At 70.5% G+C, this 19,915-nt stretch carries 17 protein-coding genes and 1 pseudogene; 5 read left to right on the top strand and 13 right to left on the bottom strand.

The annotated features are described in order from the left end of the window. The first annotated feature begins 284 nt into the window (after window positions 1-284). Window positions 285-2,897: a rifamycin-inactivating phosphotransferase gene (rph, locus tag ACWIGU_RS19340; protein WP_454402360.1), complete on the top strand. Its 2,613-nt coding sequence runs from the start codon at window positions 285-287 to the stop codon at window positions 2,895-2,897. A gap of 149 nt (window positions 2,898-3,046) precedes the next feature. Here the strand turns inward: rph and ACWIGU_RS19335 are convergent, their stop codons facing one another. Then, window positions 3,047-4,204 carry an acyl-CoA dehydrogenase gene (locus tag ACWIGU_RS19335; RefSeq protein ID WP_454402358.1) on the bottom strand — a complete coding sequence of 386 codons (1,158 nt, stop codon included), beginning with the start codon at window positions 4,202-4,204 and terminating at the stop codon, window positions 3,047-3,049. A gap of 172 nt (window positions 4,205-4,376) precedes the next feature. On the opposite strand from ACWIGU_RS19335, the gene ACWIGU_RS19330 reads away from it, so the two are divergent. Beyond that, window positions 4,377-5,720: a UDP-glucose dehydrogenase family protein gene (locus tag ACWIGU_RS19330; protein WP_454402356.1), complete on the top strand. Its 1,344-nt coding sequence runs from the start codon at window positions 4,377-4,379 to the stop codon at window positions 5,718-5,720. A gap of 4 nt (window positions 5,721-5,724) precedes the next feature. On the opposite strand, the gene ACWIGU_RS19325 is transcribed toward ACWIGU_RS19330, so the two are convergent. Continuing rightward, window positions 5,725-6,225 carry a CGNR zinc finger domain-containing protein gene (locus ACWIGU_RS19325; RefSeq protein ID WP_454402354.1) on the bottom strand — a complete coding sequence of 167 codons (501 nt, stop codon included), beginning with the start codon at window positions 6,223-6,225 and terminating at the stop codon, window positions 5,725-5,727. Window positions 6,226-6,316: 91 nt separating this feature from the next. Here ACWIGU_RS19325 and ACWIGU_RS19320 point away from each other — a divergent pair, with 91 nt between their 5' ends. Next, window positions 6,317-6,679, top strand: a complete 363-nt coding sequence (locus ACWIGU_RS19320) for a VOC family protein (RefSeq protein WP_454402352.1) — start codon at window positions 6,317-6,319, stop codon at window positions 6,677-6,679. A gap of 21 nt (window positions 6,680-6,700) precedes the next feature. Here the strand turns inward: ACWIGU_RS19320 and ACWIGU_RS19315 are convergent. The 4 genes and pseudogenes from ACWIGU_RS19315 to ACWIGU_RS19300 form a co-directional block, all read right to left on the bottom strand. Further along, a pseudogene (locus tag ACWIGU_RS19315) lies at window positions 6,701-6,868 on the bottom strand (membrane dipeptidase); the annotation flags it as partial. 208 nt (window positions 6,869-7,076) lie between these two features. Continuing rightward, window positions 7,077-8,264: a dipeptidase gene (locus ACWIGU_RS19310; RefSeq protein ID WP_454402350.1), complete on the bottom strand. Its 1,188-nt coding sequence runs from the start codon at window positions 8,262-8,264 to the stop codon at window positions 7,077-7,079. Window positions 8,265-8,269: 5 nt separating this feature from the next. Next, window positions 8,270-8,797, bottom strand: a complete 528-nt coding sequence (purE, locus tag ACWIGU_RS19305; RefSeq protein ID WP_454402348.1) for a 5-(carboxyamino)imidazole ribonucleotide mutase — start codon at window positions 8,795-8,797, stop codon at window positions 8,270-8,272. After that, window positions 8,794-9,948: a 5-(carboxyamino)imidazole ribonucleotide synthase gene (locus tag ACWIGU_RS19300; protein ID WP_454402346.1), complete on the bottom strand. Its 1,155-nt coding sequence runs from the start codon at window positions 9,946-9,948 to the stop codon at window positions 8,794-8,796. Before ACWIGU_RS19300 ends, purE begins: the two co-directional genes overlap by 4 nt. Window positions 9,949-10,068: 120 nt before the next feature. Here ACWIGU_RS19300 and ACWIGU_RS19295 point away from each other — a divergent pair, with 120 nt between their 5' ends. Then, window positions 10,069-10,611 carry a GtrA family protein gene (locus ACWIGU_RS19295; protein ID WP_454402344.1) on the top strand — a complete coding sequence of 181 codons (543 nt, stop codon included), beginning with the start codon at window positions 10,069-10,071 and terminating at the stop codon, window positions 10,609-10,611. A 19-nt stretch (window positions 10,612-10,630) separates the two neighbouring features. Here the strand turns inward: ACWIGU_RS19295 and ACWIGU_RS19290 are convergent, their stop codons facing one another. Both ACWIGU_RS19290 and ACWIGU_RS19285 read right to left on the bottom strand, forming a co-directional pair. Continuing rightward, on the bottom strand, window positions 10,631-11,905 hold the full coding sequence (locus ACWIGU_RS19290) for an ATP-binding protein (protein WP_454402342.1): 1,275 nt from the start codon (window positions 11,903-11,905) through the stop codon (window positions 10,631-10,633). Window positions 11,906-11,920: 15 nt separating this feature from the next. Further along, on the bottom strand, window positions 11,921-12,598 hold the full coding sequence (locus tag ACWIGU_RS19285) for a response regulator transcription factor (protein ID WP_100597941.1): 678 nt from the start codon (window positions 12,596-12,598) through the stop codon (window positions 11,921-11,923). 492 nt (window positions 12,599-13,090) lie between these two features. Here ACWIGU_RS19285 and ACWIGU_RS19280 point away from each other — a divergent pair, with 492 nt between their 5' ends. Beyond that, window positions 13,091-14,578 carry a peptide MFS transporter gene (locus ACWIGU_RS19280; protein ID WP_454402340.1) on the top strand — a complete coding sequence of 496 codons (1,488 nt, stop codon included), beginning with the start codon at window positions 13,091-13,093 and terminating at the stop codon, window positions 14,576-14,578. A 71-nt stretch (window positions 14,579-14,649) separates the two neighbouring features. Here ACWIGU_RS19280 and ACWIGU_RS19275 read toward each other — a convergent pair whose 3' ends face one another. The 5 genes from ACWIGU_RS19275 to ACWIGU_RS19255 form a co-directional block, all read right to left on the bottom strand. Next, a complete protein-coding gene (locus tag ACWIGU_RS19275) occupies window positions 14,650-15,471 on the bottom strand; it encodes a MerR family transcriptional regulator (protein ID WP_454402338.1) in 822 nt (273 codons plus the stop codon). Between the two features lie 119 nt (window positions 15,472-15,590). After that, window positions 15,591-16,889 carry a hypothetical protein gene (locus ACWIGU_RS19270; protein ID WP_454402421.1) on the bottom strand — a complete coding sequence of 433 codons (1,299 nt, stop codon included), beginning with the start codon at window positions 16,887-16,889 and terminating at the stop codon, window positions 15,591-15,593. 38 nt (window positions 16,890-16,927) lie between these two features. Further along, the gene (locus tag ACWIGU_RS19265) at window positions 16,928-18,055 is read right to left on the bottom strand and encodes a hypothetical protein (RefSeq protein WP_454402336.1); all 1,128 of its coding nucleotides are present in this window, start codon (window positions 18,053-18,055) and stop codon (window positions 16,928-16,930) included. Next, on the bottom strand, window positions 18,052-19,008 hold the full coding sequence (locus ACWIGU_RS19260) for a COG1470 family protein (protein ID WP_454402334.1): 957 nt from the start codon (window positions 19,006-19,008) through the stop codon (window positions 18,052-18,054). The genes ACWIGU_RS19265 and ACWIGU_RS19260 overlap by 4 nt, the downstream gene beginning before the upstream one ends. A 52-nt stretch (window positions 19,009-19,060) precedes the next feature. Further along, window positions 19,061-19,747: an LPXTG cell wall anchor domain-containing protein gene (locus tag ACWIGU_RS19255; RefSeq protein WP_454402332.1), complete on the bottom strand. Its 687-nt coding sequence runs from the start codon at window positions 19,745-19,747 to the stop codon at window positions 19,061-19,063. Window positions 19,748-19,915 lie beyond the last annotated feature (168 nt).

Below are 19,915 nucleotides of genomic sequence, written 5' to 3'. Positions count from 1 at the left end.
GGCCCGAGCCGGACCTCCGGCTCGGGCCCGCTGCCCCGTCTGCCGTTGGACGGCAAAAAACAAAGGCAAGGAGAGCCCTCTCCTTGCCACTCTCAACTTATAGCGCGGTGGGGGCCTTGCCGCAAGGCCCAGGTCATGGCGCAGAATCGGCGGCCTGCAGTTGCGGGTGACCCACGCGGAGGTGCGGGGGTGCTCGGCAAGAGGTCCGACGAATGGGGAGAGGCGCCGGTGATTCGATCGGCCACCGCAGTACAACGCAGCACGACTGCCTCGGAGGTGACGCGATGAGTGAGCGGTACGTGCTGGATCTTCAAGAGGTCGGCGAGACGCAGGTCGCTGTCGTCGGTGGCAAGGGCGCGCACCTGGGCGGGCTGTCGCGGATCGAAGGCGTCCGCGTGCCGGCCGGCTTCTGCGTGACGACGGACGCCTTCCGGCGGATCATGGCGGAAGCGTCCGTCGACGAGCGGCTCGATCAGTTGTCGCGCCTGAACCCTGACGACCGGGAGGCGATCCGCACGCTCAGCGCGGAGATCCGCCGGACCATCGAGGGGATCGCCGTCCCGGACGACCTCGCGGCGGCGATCACCCGCGCGCTCGACCGGCAGGGCGAGCCCGGCGAACAGGCCGCCTACGCCGTCCGGTCCAGCGCCACGGCAGAGGACCTGCCCACGGCCTCCTTCGCCGGCCAGCAGGACACGTATTTGAACGTCATGGGACCGGCGGCGGTCCTCCAGCACGTCAGCCGGTGCTGGGCCTCGCTGTTCACCGAGCGGGCCGTGACCTACCGCCAGCACAACGGCATCGACCACCGCACGGTCCACATGGCCGTGGTCGTGCAGCAGATGGTCTTCCCGCACGCGGCGGGCATCCTGTTCACGGCCGACCCCGTCACGGGCAACCGGAAGGTCGCCACCGTGGACGCCGGCTTCGGCCTCGGCGAGGCCCTGGTCTCCGGCCTGGTGAACCCGGACGTCTTCAAGGTGCGGGACGGTGAAGTCGTCGCCAAGGCGATCGCCGCCAAGCAGCGTGCCATTCACGCCCTGCCGGCCGGCGGTACGCGGGAAGTGGCGGTCGACTCGCGGCGGCAGGAGCAGCCGGCGCTGACGGACGCTCAGGCCGTGCGGCTCGTGCAGCTCGGGCGGCGGATCGAAGCGCACTTCGGCCGCCCGCAGGACATCGAATGGTGCCTGGCCGACGACGACTTCCAGATCGTTCAGAGCCGGCCGATCACCACGCTGTTCCCCGTCCCCGAGTCCGGCGACCAGGAGAATCACGTCTACGTCTCCGTCGGTCACGGCCAGATGATGACCGACCCCATGAGGCCCCTGGGGTTCTCCATGTGGCAGCTGACGGCCATGGTGCCGATGCACGAGGCCGGCGGGAGGCTGTTCGTCGACGTCACCCGGCGCCTGGCCTCGCCCGCGAGCCGCGCCGGTCTCCTGGACGCCATGGAGAAGGGAGATCCGCTGATCAGGAACGCTCTGGAGACCGTCCTCGACCACGACGGTTTCGTCCCGTCGCTCCCGGACGCGGGCCCCGCCGGGCCGCCGGCCGGCGGTGTGCCCGCCCCGGTCGAGACCGATCCGGCCGTCGTCACCAAACTGATCGAGCGCAGCCAGGTGTCCGTCGCCGCCCTGGAGCGCGACATCCGGACGAAGACCGGACCGGCGCTGTTCGACTTCCTGCTGGAGGCCTTCGAGGAGCACAAGCGGGTCCTCAGTGATCCGCTGAGCATTCAGGCGATCATGGCGGGGATGGAGGCCACCTGGTGGCTCAACGACAAGCTGCAGGAGTGGCTGGGCGAGAAGAACGCGGCTGACACCCTGACCCTGTCCGCCCCCGACAACATCACGTCGGAGATGGGCCTTGCGCTGCTCGACGTCGCGGACGTGATCCGCCCGCGGCCGGAGGTGGTGGCGTTCCTCCAGGCCGTCGAGAACGCCGACGACGCCGGCTTCCTGGACGAGCTGGCGAAGGTCGCGGGCGGGACCGAAGCGCGCGACGCCATCGAGGGCTACCTCGACCGGTACGGCATGCGCTGCGTCGGCGAGATCGACATCACGAGGCCCCGGTGGCGCGAGCGCCCCACCACGCTCGTGCCCGTGATCCTCGACAACGTCAGGAACTTCGCGCCGGGCGCCGCCGGACTGCGCTTCGAGCAGGGGCGGCAGAAGGCGCTGCGGAAGGAACAGGACGTGCTGTCCCGCTTGCGGGCCCTGCCGGACGGGGACCGGAAGGCCGACGAGACCAAGCGGATGATCGACCGGGTCAGAACCTTCATCGGGTACCGGGAGTACCCGAAGTACGGCATCATCAGCCGCTACTTCGTCTACAAGCAGGCCCTGCTGGGGGAGGCCGGGCGCCTCGTGCAGGCGGGCGTGCTTGCTGAGAAGGAGGACATCTTCTACCTCACGTTCCGGGAACTCCACGACGCCGTGCGCTCGGAGCAGGTGGACGACCGGCTCATCGAGGAGCGCAAGGACGCGTTCCGGTCGTACCACGCGCTCACCCCGCCCCGGGTGCTCACATCGGACGGTGAGGCCGTCACCGGGGCGTACCGGCGCGACGACGTGCCGGACGGCGCCCTGATCGGCGTCCCGGTCTCCGCCGGGACCGTCGAGGGAAGGGCCCGCGTCGTCCTCGACATGGCACAGGCGGATCTCGAAGCGGGCGACATCCTGGTCACGGCCTTCACGGACCCCAGCTGGTCGCCGCTGTTCGTCGGAATCGCGGGCCTGGTGACGGAGGTGGGCGGCCTGATGACCCATGGCGCGGTGATCGCCCGGGAGTACGGCCTGCCGGCCGTCGTGGGCGTGGAGCAGGCCACCCGGCTGATCCGCGACGGGCAGCGGATCCGCGTACACGGAACCGACGGGTACATCGAGATCCTGCCCTGACCGGCCGCACCGGAACGCAGACACGAACGGCCCCCGGCATCACGCCGGGGGCCGTGGTGTCTGTGCAGGCCAGAAGCGGTCCAGAGGTCAGTACCAGCCCAGTACCAGCCCAGTACCAGCCCAGGATCTCCTGCGAAGCGAAACCCTTGTTACGGCAGGTTCCTGGCCATGACGATCCGCTGGACCTGATTCGTGCCCTCGTAGATCTGCGTGATCTTCGCGTCGCGCATCATGCGCTCGACCGGGTAGTCGCGGGTGTAGCCGTAGCCGCCGAGGAGCTGGACGGCGTCCGTGGTGACCTCCATGGCGACGTCCGAGGCGAAGCACTTGGCCGCGGCGCCCTGGAAGGTGAGGTCCGCGTCGCCGCGCTCCGACTTGGCCGCGGCCTGGTACGTCAGCGCGCGGGCCGCCTCGATCTTCATCGCCATGTCGGCGAGCATGAACTGGATGCCCTGGAAGTCGGCGATCGGCTTGCCGAACTGCTTGCGCTCCTGGACGTAGCCCTTGGCGTAGTCGAGGGCACCCTGGGCGATGCCGAGGGCCTGGGCCGCGATGGTGACGCGGGTGTGGTCCAGGGTCTTCATCGCCGTGGCGAAGCCGGTGCCCTCCTCGCCGATCATGCGGTCGGCGGGGATGCGGACGTTGTCGAGGTAGACCTCGCGCGTCGGGGAGCCCTTGATGCCGAGTTTCTTCTCCGGGGCGCCGAAGGAGACGCCCTCGTCGGACTTCTCGACGACGAAGGCGGAGATGCCCTTCGAGCGCTTGTCCGGGTCGGTGACCGCCATCACCGTGTAGTACTCGGACTCGCCGGCGTTGGTGATCCAGCGCTTCACGCCGTTGAGCACCCAGGAGTCACCGTCGCGGACCGCGCGCGTCTTCATGCCCGCGGCGTCCGAGCCCGCGTCCGGCTCGGAGAGGCAGTACGAGAACATGCCCTGGCCCTTGGCGAGCGGCGTCATGTACTTCTTCTTCAGCTCCTCGGAGCCGGAGAGGATGACGGGCAGCGAGCCCAGCTTGTTCACGGCCGGGATGAGGGAGGAGCTCGCGCAGACGCGGGCCACTTCCTCGATCACGATGACGGTCGCGAGGGCGTCGGCTCCGGCGCCGCCATAGGACTCCGGTACGTGCACCGCATGGAGGTCGTTGGCGACAAGGGCGTCGAGGGCCTCCTGCGGGAAACGCGCCTCCTCGTCCACCGCCGCGGCGAACGGCGCGATCTTGGCCTCGCACAGGGCCCGCACGGACTCGCGGAGCATGTCGTGCTCTTCGGCCGGACGGTACAGGTCGAATTCGGGCGAACCTGCCAAGGTGTCTCACGCTCCAAGGACGCTAATTACCGTTAAGTAACCCAAATTTTATGCCTCTGCCCACCAGAGGGATACGTGAGCTACGCGACAGCCGAAACGTGCCCTGTGAGGGCCCGCGTCACGCCCGACTATGCTCGGGGCCGCACTGCAGCCGTACACCTCTGGAGCTCTCATGGCCTTGAAGATCACCGTGATCGGCACCGGCTACCTCGGCGCCACGCACGCCGCCGCCATGGCCGAACTCGGCTTCGAGGTGCTCGGGCTCGATGTCGTGCCCGAGAAGATCGAGATGCTCACGCGGGGCGAGGTCCCCATGTACGAGCCCGGTCTCGAGGAACTGCTGCGCAAGCACGTCGCCGGGATCGAGGGATCGACCGGGCGGCTGCGCTTCACCATGGACTGGGCGGAGGTCGCCGAGTTCGGTGACGTCCACTTCGTGTGCGTGAACACCCCGCAGAAGCACGGCGAGTACGCCTGCGACATGAGTTACGTCGACGCCGCGGTGGAGTCACTGGCCCGGCACCTGAGCAAGCCGGCGCTCGTCGTCGGCAAGTCGACCGTGCCCGTCGGCAGCGCCGAGCGCCTCGCCGCCCGCATCCTGGAGCTGGCGCCCGCGGGCGGCGACGTCGAGCTCGCCTGGAACCCGGAGTTCCTGCGCGAGGGCTTCGCCGTCCAGGACACGCTGCACCCGGACCGGATCGTCGTCGGTGTGCGCAGCGACCGCGCCGAGAAGACCCTGCGCGAGGTGTACGCGACCCCGGTCGGGCAGGGCTCGCCGTTCGTGGTGACGGACTTCCCGACGGCCGAGCTGGTCAAGACGGCCGCCAACTCGTTCCTCGCGACGAAGATCTCCTTCATCAACGCGATGGCCGAGGTCTGCGAGGCCGCGGGCGGTGACGTCGCGAAGCTCGCGGAGGCGATCGGCTACGACGAGCGGATCGGGTCCAAGTTCCTGCGGGCCGGGATCGGCTTCGGCGGCGGCTGTCTGCCCAAGGACATCCGGGCGTTCATGGCGCGCGCCGGTGAGCTGGGCGCGGACCAGGCGCTGACGTTCCTGCGCGAGATCGACTCCATCAACATGCGGCGCCGCGGCCAGATGGTCGAGATGACCCGTGAGGCGCTCGGCGGGGGCTCGTTCCTGGGCAAGCGGGTCGCGGTGCTCGGCGCCACGTTCAAGCCGGACTCCGACGACGTACGCGACTCCCCGGCGCTCAACGTCGCCGGGCAGATCCACCTCCAGGGCGGCCAGGTCACGGTCTACGACCCGAAGGGCATGGACAACGCGCGGCGTCTGTTCCCCACGCTCGGCTACGCGGAGTCCGCCGACGCGGCCGTGCGGGGCGCGGACGTGGTGCTGCATCTGACGGAGTGGCGCGAGTTCCGCGAGCTCGACCCGGCGGCGCTCGGCGAGCTGGCCGGCACGCGGCTGGTCCTCGACGGGCGCAACGCGCTGGACCCGGTGCTGTGGCGCAAGGCGGGCTGGACGTACCGGGCGATGGGCCGCCCGGCCGCCTGAGCCTCTATTTCGCGCGGTAGCGGCGCATCTTCGCGCGCGCGCCGCACACCGCCATCGAACACCAACGACCGCGGCCCGCCGGGCTGCGGTCGTAGTACACCCAGTGGCAGTCGGGCGCCTCGCAGGCCTTCAGTCGGGGCCAGGTGCCGTCCGCGTGCGCCTGGGCGATCGCCGCCGCGACGCGCGAGACGAGCGCGTGCGGGTCCGCCGGCCCGAGAGAGGCCGAGCCGTCCGCCGTGTCGACGGCAACCAGGAGCGGGGCCTCGGCGAGCAGCCGGTGCAGGGGTGTCACCGAGCGGTGGGGGGCGTGTCCGCCGTGTGCGAGGCAGGCGACGCGCAGGGATTCACGCAGCTCGCGCGCCGGTTCCGCCTCCTGCTCAGTGAGACCGAGGGCCTCGCGCCCCTTCTCCGTGTCGAGTGCGTCGGCGCCCGTCTCGATGTCGAGGGTGTTCACCAGGTCCTGGATCAGGGCCAGTCCCCCAGGTGCGGGCATGCGGTCATTCATGGTTGCGACGTTACCTCTATTGCGGGAGCATGCAGTAACGCGGTTACCTCATGCACGCCTCTACGGGTAACCCTCACACGGAGGAGATGTCATGGCTCTCGCCACGCTGGGTGTCGTCGTCCTGGACTGTCCCGAACCGCGCGCGCTCGCCGATTTCTACGCGGAGGTGCTCGGCGGCACCGTGACGGGCGACGACGGCACATGGGTCGACCTGGAGGTGCCTGGCGGCCGGCCGCTCGCGTTCCAGGCGGCGCCCGACTTCGTGGCACCGTCCTGGCCCGCGCCCGACCGGCCGCAGCAGTTCCACCTGGACCTCACGGTCGAGGACCTCGACACGGCGGAGAAGGGTGTGCTGGCCCTGGGCGCGAGGGTCCTCGACGCGGAGGACCGCTCGCGCACCTGGAGGGTCTACGCGGACCCCGCAGGGCACCCGTTCTGCCTGTGCGCCGGCTGAGTCCGCTCCCCTGACCGCCCGTCAGGTGTCGAGGTGTTCGATCCTCGCCGTCGACGGCGGGCGGCGCAGCGCGGCCGCTCGTGCCGCGAACTCCGTCTCGCGCAGCACGCGTTGGACGTTGCCCCACGTGAGCTGTGCCAGATCGGAGTCCGGCCAGCCCCGCTCGATCAGTTCCGCGACGAGGTGCGGTCAGTTCGTCCTGCAGGTCTGCCATGGCAAAGCTCCGGGCGTCGACGGTGTCGGCCGTAGCGTTCACCGTCACACGCATGGCCCACAGCCACCTGGTGGGCGGCGCGTTCGGGCGACACCGGGCCGCCCCAACCTCCGGAGCGGAAGAACTCCGGAGGTTGGGGACAGGGCGCTCAGCCGTCGGGCCAGGGCCCTCGAGCCAGGCCGTTCAGCCGTCGAGCTGCTCCAGCGTCGCGTTCGAGGGACCGCGGCGGGACTGCTCGTCCCGGGCCACGTCCTGAGCTGCGCCGAGGACCCGTACCGCGTTCTGCCAGGTCAGTTTGGCGAGGTCGGGGTCCGACCAGCCGCGGTCGACGAGCTCCGCGATCAGGTTCGGGTAGCCCGAGACGTCGCCGAGGCCGTCCGGCAGGAACGCCGTGCCGTCGTAGTCGCCGCCGATGCCGATGTGGTCGATGCCGGCGACCTCGCGCATGTGGTCGAGGTGGTCGGCGACCGTGGAGACGGTGGCGACCGGACGCGGGTGCGCCTCCTCGAAGGCGCGGTGGAGCTTCATGGCCTCCGGCGACGTGTCCAGGTGGTGGAAGCCGTGCGCGCGCAGGTTGTCGTCCGCGGCGGCCGTCCAGTCGACGGCGGCCTGGAGGACGAACTTCGGCACGAACGTGGCCATCGCGACGCCGCCGTTCGCGGGCAGCCGCTCCAGGACGTCGTCCGGGATGTTGCGCGGGTGGTCGCACACCGCGCGCGAGGACGAGTGGGAGAAGATCACCGGCGCGACCGAGGTGTCGAGCGCGGCCCGCATCGTGGTCGCCGCCACGTGCGAGAGGTCCACGAGCATGCCGGCCCGGTTCATCTCCCGTACGACCTCGTGGCCGAAGGGCGAGAGTCCGCCGACGCCCGGCTCGTCCGTCGCCGAGTCCGCCCACGCGATGTTGTCGTTGTGCGTGAGCGTCATGTAGCGCACGCCCAGGGTGTGCAGCGCGCGCAGCGTGGCCAGCGAGTTGCCGATGGAGTGGCCGCCCTCGGCGCCCATCAGGGACGCGATACGGCCCTCGGCGCGGGCGGCCTCCATGTCGGCGGCCGTCAGCGCGCGGCGCAGGTCTGCCGGGTAGCGCTCGATCAGCTGCTGGACGCAGTCGATCTGCTCCAGCGTCGCGCTGACCGCCACGTCACCGGCCATGTCCGAGCGCACGTACACGGACCAGAACTGCGCGCCGACCCCGCCGGCCCGCAGCCGGGCCAGGTCGGTGTGCAGATGCGCGCTCTGGTCGACGGCGATGTCCCGCGCGTCGAGGTCGTACGCGACCTGCTCGCGCAGCGCCCACGGCAGGTCGTTGTGGCCGTCGACGACGGGGAAGTCGGCGAGCACCGCGCGGGCCCGCTCCAGGGAGGTGGCCATCGCCGTCACTTCCCGAAGCCGAAGCCGGACGCGCCCTCGGCCTTGGCGCGCAGTCGCTTGCCCTTCTCCGTGGCCTGGTCGTTCAGCTCCTGCTGGAACTCCCGCATGCGGCCGAGGAGTTCCTCGTCGTGGGTGGCGAGGATGCGGGCCGCGAGGAGGCCCGCGTTGCGCGCGCCGCCGACGGAGACGGTGGCGACGGGGACGCCCGCGGGCATCTGCACGATGGACAGCAGGCTGTCCATGCCGTCGAGGTACTTCAGCGGGACCGGGACGCCGATGACGGGCAGCGGGGTCACGGAGGCGAGCATGCCCGGCAGATGGGCGGCTCCCCCGGCTCCCGCGATGATCGCCTTGAGGCCGCGGCCGTCCGCCTGCTCGCCGTACGCGATCATCTCGCGCGGCATGCGGTGCGCGGAGACGACATCCACCTCGTAGGGGATCTCGAACTCGTCGAGAGCCTGGGCGGCGGCCTCCATGACGGGCCAGTCGGAGTCGGAACCCATGACAATGCCAACGACAGGGGACGTGCTCATTCGGTGATCGTTCCTCTGAGGTAGCCGGCTGCGTGACGGGCGCGCTCCAGCACGTCGTCCAGGTCGTCGCCGTAGGTGTTGACGTGGCCGACCTTGCGTCCGGGCTTCACGTCCTTGCCGTACATGTGGATCTTGAGCTTCGGGTCGCGGGCCATGCAGTGCAGGTACGCGGAGTACATGTCCGGGTAGTCGCCGCCCAGGACGTTGCACATGACCGTCCAGGGGGCGCGCGGGCGCGGGTCGCCGAGGGGGAGGTCGAGGACGGCGCGGACGTGGTTCGCGAACTGCGAGGTCACGGCCCCGTCCTGGGTCCAGTGGCCGGAGTTGTGCGGGCGCATCGCCAGTTCGTTGACGAGGATGCGGCCGTCTCGGGTCTCGAAGAGCTCCACCGCGAGGTGCCCGACGACGCCGAGCTCCTTCGCGATGCCGAGGGCCAGCTGTTCGGCGCGCAGGGCGAGATCCTCGTCGAGGCCGGGGGCGGGCGCGATCACCGTGTCGCACACGCCGTCGACCTGCTGGGACTCGACGACGGGATAGGCCACGGCCTGGCCGTGCGGAGAGCGGACGACATTGGCCGCGAGCTCCCGTACGAAGTCGACCTTCTCCTCCGCGAGGACGGGGACGCCGGCCTTGAAGGGCTCGGCCGCGTCCTCCAGGGACCGTACGAACCACACCCCCTTCCCGTCGTAGCCGCCGCGCACCGTCTTGAGGATCACGGGGAAACCGTCACTGCCGTCCGTGACACCCTCCGCCGCGAAGGCCGCCACGTCGGCGGGGTCCTTCACGAGGCGGTGGCGCGGGCAGGGAGCGCCGATCTGAGTGAGCTTCGCGCGCATCACACCCTTGTCCTGGGCGTGCACCAGCGCCTCGGGCCCGGGGCGCACGGGGATACCGTCCGCCTCCAGGGCCCGCAGGTGCTCCGTGGGCACGTGCTCGTGATCGAAGGTGATCACGTCACAGCCCCGCGCGAAGTCACGCAGCGTGTCCAGGTCGCGGTAGTCGCCTATGACGACATCGCTGACGACCTGCGCCGCGGAATCCTGAGGAGTGTCACTGAGGAGCTTGAACTTGATGCCGAGCGGGATGCCCGCCTCGTGTGTCATACGAGCGAGCTGCCCCCCGCCGACCATGCCGACTACCGGGAACGTCACACCCCCAGGGTATCGGCCGCCCCGCGGTGCCAGGATCAGGCGTCCCCAGGCGCCCGACCAGCCGCCTGGTTAGCATGACGGGGTCGATATATCGGAATCTACGGGGGCTGGGGCGAGCAGATGAACGGACCTGCCACTTGGCGTGCGCGGCTCGACCAGCTCGGCCGCGAGGTCGCCAAATTCGGTGCCGTGGGCGCGCTCGGAACCCTGGTGAACTTCGGCGTCTCCAACTTTCTGTGGCACACCACGAACCTTCAGGCAGTGCGGGCGAACATCATCGCCACGGTCATCGCCATCGCGTTCAACTACGTGGGGTTCCGCTACTTCACCTACCGTGACCGCGACAAGAGCGGCCGGACGCGGGAGCTCTCGCTGTTCCTGGCGTTCAGCGCGGTCGGTCTGGTGATCGAGAACGGCGTCCTGTACGTGGCGATCTACGGCTTCGGCTGGGACAGCTCGCTGCAGCGCAACGTCTTCAAGTTCGTCGGCATCGGCATCGCGACGCTGTTCCGGTTCTGGTCGTACCGCACGTGGGTCTTCAAGACCATGCCCGGCCGCGAGGCCGTCGCCCGCGCTGAATCGTTCCTGGATACCGGGGACGGGCGGGACGGGCGGGACGGGCGCGAGGACCGCCGCTCCGACATCCAGCGCACCCACCGCTGACCGGGGCCGCTCACAGGCCCTAGCGAACCGTCTCCGTCCCCTGACCCGGCGCCGGCTTCTTCAGCGGCGTACGCGACAGGAAAAGGCCGAACACCGGCGGGTTCGTCTGAAGCATCTCCAGGCGGCCCCCGTCCGCCTCGGCCAGGTCGCGGGCGACCGCGAGGCCGATGCCCGTCGAGTTGCGGCCGCTGATGGTCCGCTCGAAGATCCGCGCCCCCAGGTCCCCCGGCACCCCGGGCCCCTCGTCCGTGACCTCGACGACGGCCTGGTTGCCGGTGACGCGGGTGCGCAGCGCGACGGTGCCGCCGCCGTGCATGAGCGAGTTCTCGATCAGCGCGGCGAGCACCTGGGCGACGGCGCCCGGCGTGCCCACGGCCTTCAGATGCCGCTTGCCCGAGGAGACGATGGCGCGGCCCGCGCTGCGGTAGGCGGGGCGCCACTCCTCCAGCTGCTGCTTGATGACCTCGTCCAGATCGAAGGAGACCGCGGACCCCGTACGCGGGTCGCGCGAGTTGGTCAGCAGCCGCTCCACGACGTCCGTGAGCCGCTCGACCTGCGCGAGCGCGATCGTCGCCTCCTCCTTCACCGTGTCCAGGTCATCGGTGACGGTGATCTCCTCCAGGCGCATGGAGAGCGCCGTGAGGGGCGTACGGAGCTGGTGCGAGGCGTCGGCGGCCAGGCGCCGCTCGGCGGTCAGCATGCGGGCGATCCGCTCGGCGCTGGAGTCGAGGACGTCGGCGACCCGGTCCAGCTCGGCCACTCCGTAGCGGCGGTGGCGCGGGCGGGGGTCGCCCGAGCCGAGGCGTTCCGCGGTGGAGGCGAGGTCGGTGAGGGGGGACGTGAGCCGGTTGGCCTGGCGTACGGCGAGCAGGACCGCGGCGATGACGGCGAGCAGCGCCACCCCGGCGATGATCAGCAGCGTGCGGCCGACCTCGCGGGTGACGGAGGAGCGGGGCTCCTCGACGGTGACCGTCTCCCCCTTCTCGCCCTTGGCGGTGCCCTGGATGACGTCCCCTCGGGGGCGCTCACCGATCTCGATGGGGGCGCGCCCCGGCAGCTCGATCCTGGCGTACCGGTCGGGGCCGACCTGGTTCTCCAGGATCGCGCCGCTGACCTGTTCGTCGCCGAGGAGCCGGCTGTCGACGATGCTGACGAGCCGGACCGCCTCGGAGTCCACCCGCTCCTGGGCGCTGTTGGTGATCGTGCGGGTCTCGACGATGACGAGCGAGACCCCGAAGACAGCGATCACGACGAGCACGACGGCGAGCGTGGAGTTGATCAGACGGCGGCGCATAGCTGTACCAGTACGTCAGCTCTTCTCGAAACGGAAGCCGACGCCGCGCACCGTGGCGATGTAGCGCGGGTTGGCGGCGTCGTCGCCGAGCTTCTTGCGCAGCCAGGAGATGTGCATGTCGAGGGTCTTCGTCGACGACCACCACGTGGTGTCCCAGACCTCGCGCATCAGCTGGTCGCGGGTGACGACCCGGCCGGCGTCGCGCACCAGGACCCGCAGCAGGTCGAACTCCTTGGCGGTGAGCTGGAGTTCCTCGTCGCCCATCCACGCGCGGTGCGACTCGACGTCGATGCGCACCCCGTGCGTGGCGGGCGGCTGCTGGGGCTCGGCGGCGCCGCGCCGCAGCAGGGCCCGTACGCGGGCGAGCAGTTCGGCGAGGCGGAACGGCTTGGTGACGTAGTCGTCGGCGCCGGCGTCCAGGCCGACGACGGTGTCCACCTCGTCGGCGCGGGCGGTCAGGATGAGGACGGGCACCGTGTGCCCCTCGGCGCGCATCCGCCGGGCGACCTCCAGGCCGTCCATGCCGGGCAGCCCCAGGTCGAGTACGACGAGGTCGATGCTGCCCTGAAGTCCCGCGTCGAGCGCGGTCGGGCCGTCCTCACGCACTTCGACCTCGTAACCCTCCCTGCGCAGGGCGCGGGCCAGTGGCTCCGAGATGGACGCGTCGTCCTCGGCGAGCAGTACACGGGTCATGCAGTGATGGTAGTCCGCGCGGCACGGCGGCCGGGAGGTGATCCGGCAGGGCCGTGACCTGGCCGGGCGGGCCTGCGGCTGTGGGATGAGATCCTGGGGGACGCCTTCGAATCCGCGCGAACGGTTCCGTCAGGACCTGTGATCCATCTCTCAAGTCCTTCCATATGCCGCACTGTCGTGTCGTATGGTGACTGAACGCCTGATGCACTAAAGAAGGCCTTTGAGCGTACTGCGCTGCAAGGGTCTCTTTCATGTGTGCGCTGGTCACCGCCAGCGTTGAAGGAATGACCTGTGGGCCGGGCCCCGGACGCGAAGTCGCGTACGGGGCGTGGATCCCGGGACAGCCGTACCTGGTCTCCGTAAGCGTCTTCGTACGCGGAGGCGATCCCCTGTGGGCGTGGGGAGGAGGACGGTAGGTCCCGGTGCCGGCCACCCCCCTCACTGGCCGCGCGGTCACCCACGACCCGCGACCCGTACCAGCAAGGAACTTCCATGGCGACCAGCCTGACGAAGGAATCCACCGGAGCACCCTCCGGCGGTAAGACCTTCTTCGGCCACCCTCGCGGTCTGGCCACTCTGTTCATGACCGAGATGTGGGAGCGTTTCTCCTACTACGGCATGCGCGCCCTGCTTCCGCTTTACCTGGTGGCCCCCGAGGGGCTCGGCCTCGACGCCGGCACCGCGATCGCCATCTACTCCGTCTACGTCTCGACGGTGTACCTGCTCGCCATGCCCGGCGGCTGGTTCGGCGACCGTGTGTGGGGACCCCGCAAGACGACCGCGATCGCCGGTGCGGTGATCATGCTCGGTCACCTGCTGCTGGCCGTCCCGTCGAACGGCATCTTCTACGTCGGTCTGCTCTTCGTGGCCGTCGGTTCGGGTCTGCTGAAGTCCAACATCTCGACGATGGTCGGCCACCTCTACGACGGCCCGGACGACCCGCGCCGTGACGGCGGCTTCACCGTCTTCTACATGGGCATCAACCTCGGCGCGTTCGCCGCGCCGCTGGTCATCGGCACCGTCGGCCAGAACGTGAACTGGCACGTCGGCTTCGCGCTCGCCGCGGTCGGCATGGCGATCGGCCTCGGCCAGTTCCTGCTCGGCACGCGTCACCTGTCGGAGAAGTCGTCGGTCGTCCCGAAGCCGCTGGACGCCGCCGAGCGTGCCGCCACGCTGAAGAAGTCGATGATCTGGCTGCTCATCGCGGTCGTCTTCTACGGCATCGTCGTGGGCACCGGCACCTACACCTTGAACTGGGTGATGGTCCCGCTCATGCTGATCGGCCTGATCGTCCCGATCGTGGTCCTCGGCCGCATCAAGCGCGACAAGGAACTGACGAACGCCGAGCAGTCGAAGGTCTCCGGCTACATCTGGTTCTTCGTCGCCGCCGCCGTCTTCTGGATGATCTACGACCAGGGCGGCTCGACCCTGTCGATCTTCGCCGACAGCCACGCCAACACGAGCGTCTTCGGCTGGGACTTCCCGGTCTCCTGGTTCCAGTCCGTGAACCCGGTGATCATCATGGCGCTGGCCCCGGTCGCCGCCATGATCTGGCTGGCGCTGGCCCGCAAGGGCAAGGAGCCGAGCACGGTCACCAAGTTCTCGCTGGGTCTGGCCCTCATCGGTATCTCCTTCTTCGTCTTCCTGCTGCCGCTGACGGCCGCGGGCGACGGCAAGGTCAGCCCCTGGTGGCTCGTCCTGATCTACTTCGTCCAGACGGTCGGCGAGCTGACCCTCTCCCCGGTCGGCCTCTCGGTGACCACCAAGATGGCCCCGGCGAAGTACGGCTCCCAGATGATGGGTGTCTGGTTCCTCGCGGTGACGGCGGGCGACGCGGTGACGGGTCTGCTCTCCACCTACGGCGCCGACCTCAACGGCTCGGGCGTCGTGGCCCTGGAGGCCGCACTCGCGGTGATCGCGGGTGGCGCGGTCTTCATGTACCGCAAGAAGGTCAAGGAGCTCATGGGCGACGTGCACTAGTCGCTCCGCTCCGCCAGTACGTCTGAAGGGCCGCCGCACCGGATCCGGTGCGGCGGCCCTTCGGCGTTCGATCAGGCCCGGGCCACCGGTGCCTGCAATTCCGTCACCCAGTCGTCAACGTCCTCAGGACACTCCAGGCTGACCTCGCGGGGGTAACCGTTCGACCGGTAGCCGTTGGCATCGGTCCAGCGGGCCAGGGTCTGGGCGGTGGGGAGCACGGTGTCCATCGAACCGCGGTGCACGATGGTCGCCGCCCGGTCGAGGGACGGCAGGTCGAGGACACGGAAGACGCCGTCCTGAAGAGGGGCGGAGACCTGGACGGCGGCGTGCACGCTGATCCTGCCGCCGCCCTCCGGAGCGTCCTCGTAGTACGCGACTCCGGGGCCCGTGGGGGTGATACCCGCCGAGCCCAGGCACCGGAACAGCTCGTCGTAGAGCGGCCCGATGACCGGGCCGATGTCCTCGGGCTCGAAACTCGCGGCGGTCGCAGTCAGCTCCGCCACCCGGACTGCGGGGACGCTCTTGATGACAACGTCGTTCGTGGGCATGTGCCCCTCACTCTCGATCGCCCGGAGCCTCGCCTCGACCTGGACCAGCCGTGCCCCCGCGGCAGCCATCGCGGACTCCAGGTCCGCCCGCCGCAGCCGCAGCATGCCGCGCAGTTCCTCGGCACTGACCCTCTCGTCCACGATGTCCCGCACCTGCTGAAGGACGAATCCGAGGTCCTTGAGCGCGATGATCCGGTTGAGGCGGGCGAGCTGAGCAGCGGTGTAGTAGCGATAGCCGTTCGCAGGGTCGACGTGGGCCGGGCGCAGCAGGCCGGTCGCGTCGTAGTGACGCAGCATCCGGACCGAGACGCGGCCGTGCCGGGCGAAGTCTCCGATGGTGAACATGATGTCTCCGAGCTGACCGCCTGACACGGTGTGAGGGTCAAGAAGCTACTGGCCCGGGGAAGCCGACAAGGGCCCGGGGCGACGGTGCGCGCCCCGGGCCCGTTGGCTGAGCTCTTCGTTCAGCCCGCCCGGCCCCGCCGCGGCAGGAACGTGAACACGGCTCCGCCCAGCAGAATTACGGTCCCGGCCACCAGGCCGAGCGCTCGCAGCATGCCGTCGTTCGACGAGCCCGTTTCCGCGAGGCCGCCGGAGGTGTCCGAGCCGCCCGCCGAGCCCGAACCCGAGCCGCCCGCCGCGCCGCCGGGCTGGGCCGCCGTGTCGATCTCCAGCGAGACCTCCGTCTTCGACGGGGTGCACGTGGTCGTCGTACCGAGGGCCTTCACCGTGAGGACGCCGGGCGACAGGGTCGACTTGCCGTCGGCGCCCGGCTTGTAGGTGCCCGTCAGGTCGGGGATGTTGATGGGGTCACCGGACTTGATGGGCTCCTTGTTCGTGGGGCCCTCCACAGGGACGGTGCCCTTGTCGGCGCCGCCCAGCTTGACCTCCATCGACGGCTTGACCGAGTCCGCGGGGATGTCGGCCGGGCTGTCCATGACGGACTTCTTGAACTGGACCGTGAGGCCGTAGTTCCCGCCGTCCTTCTTGGCGTTGATCTGCACCGGTGAGGTGGCGTCCTTGTCGCCGATGGGCGTCTTGCACTTGTAGGGGATCTGGACTTCCTTGCCGGTGAAGTCGCTCTTGCCTCCCCCGCCGCTGCCGCCGGTGCCGGAGCCGCCGCTGTCACTGCCGCCGGAACCGGAGCCGCCGGTGCCGCCGCCCGGCAGGCCCGTGGGGAGCGCGGTGGGCAGGCCGGTGGGCACGCCCGTCGGAAGCGCCGTGGGCAGGCCGCCCGTCGTCGCGCCGCCTGTACCGCTCCCGCCGCTGACCTTGATGGTCGCGCCGGGCTTCACCGTCTCCTTGGGCGAGCACTTGGTGTCCGTCGAGATCGGCTTGCTGACGTTGATGTTGTACGCGTCCGGGGTCAGCGTCACCTCGCCGGGCGCCGTCAGCTTGATCTTGCCCTTCATGTCGGAGAGCACCATCGGGCTGTTCTTCTTGATGGGCGGGTTGCTGCGCGGGCCCTCCACCGCCAGGTCCGCGGTCTGCGCGCCGGCCACCTTCACGGTGCCGGTCGGCTTGACGGTGTCCTTGTCCAGGTCGAGCACGTCGGGGTTGTTCGAGGCGGCCTGTGTCGTCTTCCAGACGACCTCCACCTCGTCCCCCACCTTCGCCTCGGCGGGCGCCGTGATCTCCACCTTGGTCGTGCCCTCCACGGGGGGCAGGCCGGAGATCGAGGGCGGGATGCACTCGGTCTTGTACGCGACCTCGGCGGCCTGTGCCGGTGCGGCGGCGAGCAGCAGGCCCGCACCGCCCAGCATCAGGGCGACGCCGGCCGCGCTCACTCTCCGTTGGGTGCTCACGTGTTTCCCTTCGTTGTCGGGCTGTTGTCTGACGGTGCGGAGAGCTGACCGGCCGGTGCGCCCGGATCGGTGTCCGGGGTGAACCAGGGCAGGGCCGTAGTGGTGGTACGCGTGCCGGCTTCCGTGGGGCCGTCCGGCTGTCGCGCCGTGCGCGGGTGGAAGCTGGGCCTGCGCGCGGCCAGTTCGGGAAAGCGCAGCACGCCCCGGTGCCGGCCCGCGCCGCCGGACCGCCGCGGCCGTACGCGGTCGACGACGGCCATCCCGATACGGAACACGGCGGCCGGTACGACGACGCACAGCAGGATCCAGAAGAGCGTCACGCCCCAGGGGCGGCCCACGCCCCACGGCTGCTCGGCGAGGACCTTGCCGCCGAACTTGAGGGAGACCAGGTAGTTGCCGTGCGCCCCCGAGGTGAGCTCGACGGGCAGCTTGATCTGCGCCTTCCTGCCGGGGGCGATCGTGCCGCGCCACTGCTGGTCCTCCCACTGCGGGGCGAACACGCCGTGGGAGGTGCCGACCTGGAAGACCGGGTCCTTGAGGGGGGCCGAGCCGACGTTGCCGACGGTGAAGACGAAGGTGCGCGACGCCGGGGCGCCGAACCAGGTCAGCACGCCGCTCGAACCGTCGAGCCGGGTGTCGGTGAGGACGGACAGCTTCCCGCCGCCCGACTGCGCGGGGAGCGCCTCGACCGGATGGCCCGCGACCTTGAGCACCGCGTCCGCCTGCGCCTTGTCGCCGGTGACGGTCGCCACGTGGACGACGCACGGGCAGGGCACGGGCGGCTCGGCGACCGGGAGCTTCTTGCTGAAGGTGCCCTTGTCCCCGGTGGTGACGGCGCGGCCGTCGGCGTTGGCGCAGGAGTTCGTGCCGCCGATGACTCCCCTGCCGGGTTCGGACTGGCCGCAGATGAGCATCATGAGCAGCGTCTTGGAACGCCATCCGGAGCCGCTGACGGTGATCGAACCGCCCGTGCCCGCCTGGGACTTGGACAGCGTGACGGCCGGCCCTTCCGCGGCGGAGGCGGCGGAGGCGGTCAGCTGTGGCACGGCGGCGAGGCCGAGCGCGGTGACCAGGACGAGCGCTGCCGCCCACAGCCGGGGCCCGCAGCGGTGGCGGCGGTTCATGACCAACTCCCTTGGATCTCTTGGACCTCTTGGCTCCCGTGGTTCCCGCTGTCCGCGCCGTTCGCATGCCGCCGTCGGCGTACGAGCCAGAAGGCCGCGCACCCGGCGGCCAGGATCACGGCGCACGTTGCCGCGACCGCCGCCCACGGCACGAACCGCTTCGTCGCCGTCGCCTCGTCGTGGGCGCCGCCCCCGGCCGTGACCGTGAGCCGCACCCGGACCGAGTCGAGGGCGGGGGCGTTCTTCCAGGGCTCGCTGAGGGTGACGCGGCGGCCGGGCAGCAGTTCGACCGGCAGCGTGCGCGGACGCCGGTCGAGCGCCCGGCCGAGCACGCCGTCGGCACGCACGGCCAGCCTCGGCGTCAGGACGGTGTTGCCGCGGTTGACGAGGTCGTACGAGATCCGGCCTCCGGTGACCCGCACCCGCTCGACGGTGAGCGCCGACAGGGTGGGGCCGCTGACCCGCAGATGGACGCTGACCCCGGTGTCGCGCCCGTTCGCGCTCGCCACGACGGCGCCGGGGTGGTCGCCGGGTGTGGCGTCGGCCGGGACGGTGACGGTGAAGGGCACCTCGGCGCGGGTGCGCGCCGGGATCTTCACCTCGCGCCGGGCGAAGGTGATCCACGCGCCCGTGTCGGTCGACTTCGCGCGCAGGGAGAGGGCGCCGGTGCCGGTGTTGTCGGCGTCGGCGCCGCGCAGCTTTACGGTCAGGGGGCGGCCGCCGGGGTTGGTGACGGCCACCGTGTCCTGGAGCACGGTGCCGGGCACCCCCTCCGCGTAGAAGTAGGGGCGCCCGTCCTGCGCGGGTCTGGTGCCGCCGCCGGCCGACGGGGCGACCGACCACGCGGGCGCCGTACCGGCCGCGGCCGCCGGGACCCCCGCGCCCGCGGTCAGCAGGACGGCGGCCCCGCACAGAGCGCGCAGGCGGGCGCGGGCCCGGGGACTGGACGGCATCGGCGGCTCCAGGTCATCGCGTACGGGTGTCGGACGGGCACGGCCGCCGAGGTCAGCGCGCCGCCTGGTTGCGCCGCGTCAGCCACAGCACGCCCGCCGCGCCCGCGAGCAGCACCGTGCCGCCGAGGGTGCCGAGCGCGATCGCGGAGTCCTCGGGTCCGGTCTGCGGCAGTTCGCCGCCGGACGGGCTCTGCGAGCCGCCCGAAGTGCCGCCGCCCCCGGCCGACTTGACGTCCAGGGTCAGTGACGGCTTCGGGCTGTTCGCGGGGGTGCACGTGGTCGTGGTGCCGAGCGCCTTGATGGTGAGGACACCCGCCGTGAAGGTGACCTTGCCGCTCTTCGCCGGCGTGTAGGTGCCCGACAGGTCACTGATCTTGATGGGGGTGTTGGCGGGGACCGCCTCCGCGTTCGGCGGCCCGGACACCGGCAGGGAGCCGGTCTCCGCGCCGCCCAGCTTGATGACGGCGCTGGGCTTCATCGCGCCCTTGCCGAGCTCGACCGGGCTGGACGAGACACCCTTCTGGAAGGACATGGTGATCTTGTAGCCGCTGCCGCTCTTCACGCCTTTGATGTCGATCGGGGAGACCGCACCCTTGTTCCCGATCGGCGTCTTGCACTGGTAGTTGACGTCCTGCACATCGGCGTGGGCTGCGGGGGCGGCCATCAGCACCCCGGAGCCGGCCAGGGCCGCGGCCAGCGCGAGCGCTGCCGTTCGCTTCTGGTACGTCCGGTACGACACCTCGAGTTCCCCTCATGCCGGGAGTTCCTGAGTTGCGCCAAGTTACTGACGGCACATCAGATTGGGCGCTCAAGGTACGCCGGGGACCTTGTCGAGGGAAGACATAAGTGCGCGCCGGATCCGACGGGATCCGGCGCGTGCGAAGAGACGTACGAACCCGGGGTAACC

The sequence above is a fragment of the Streptomyces sp. NPDC055400 genome, from assembly GCF_053644375.1.
The sequence above is the reverse complement of the archived record's forward strand: the minus strand, read 5'-3'. Positions and strand labels throughout refer to the sequence as shown.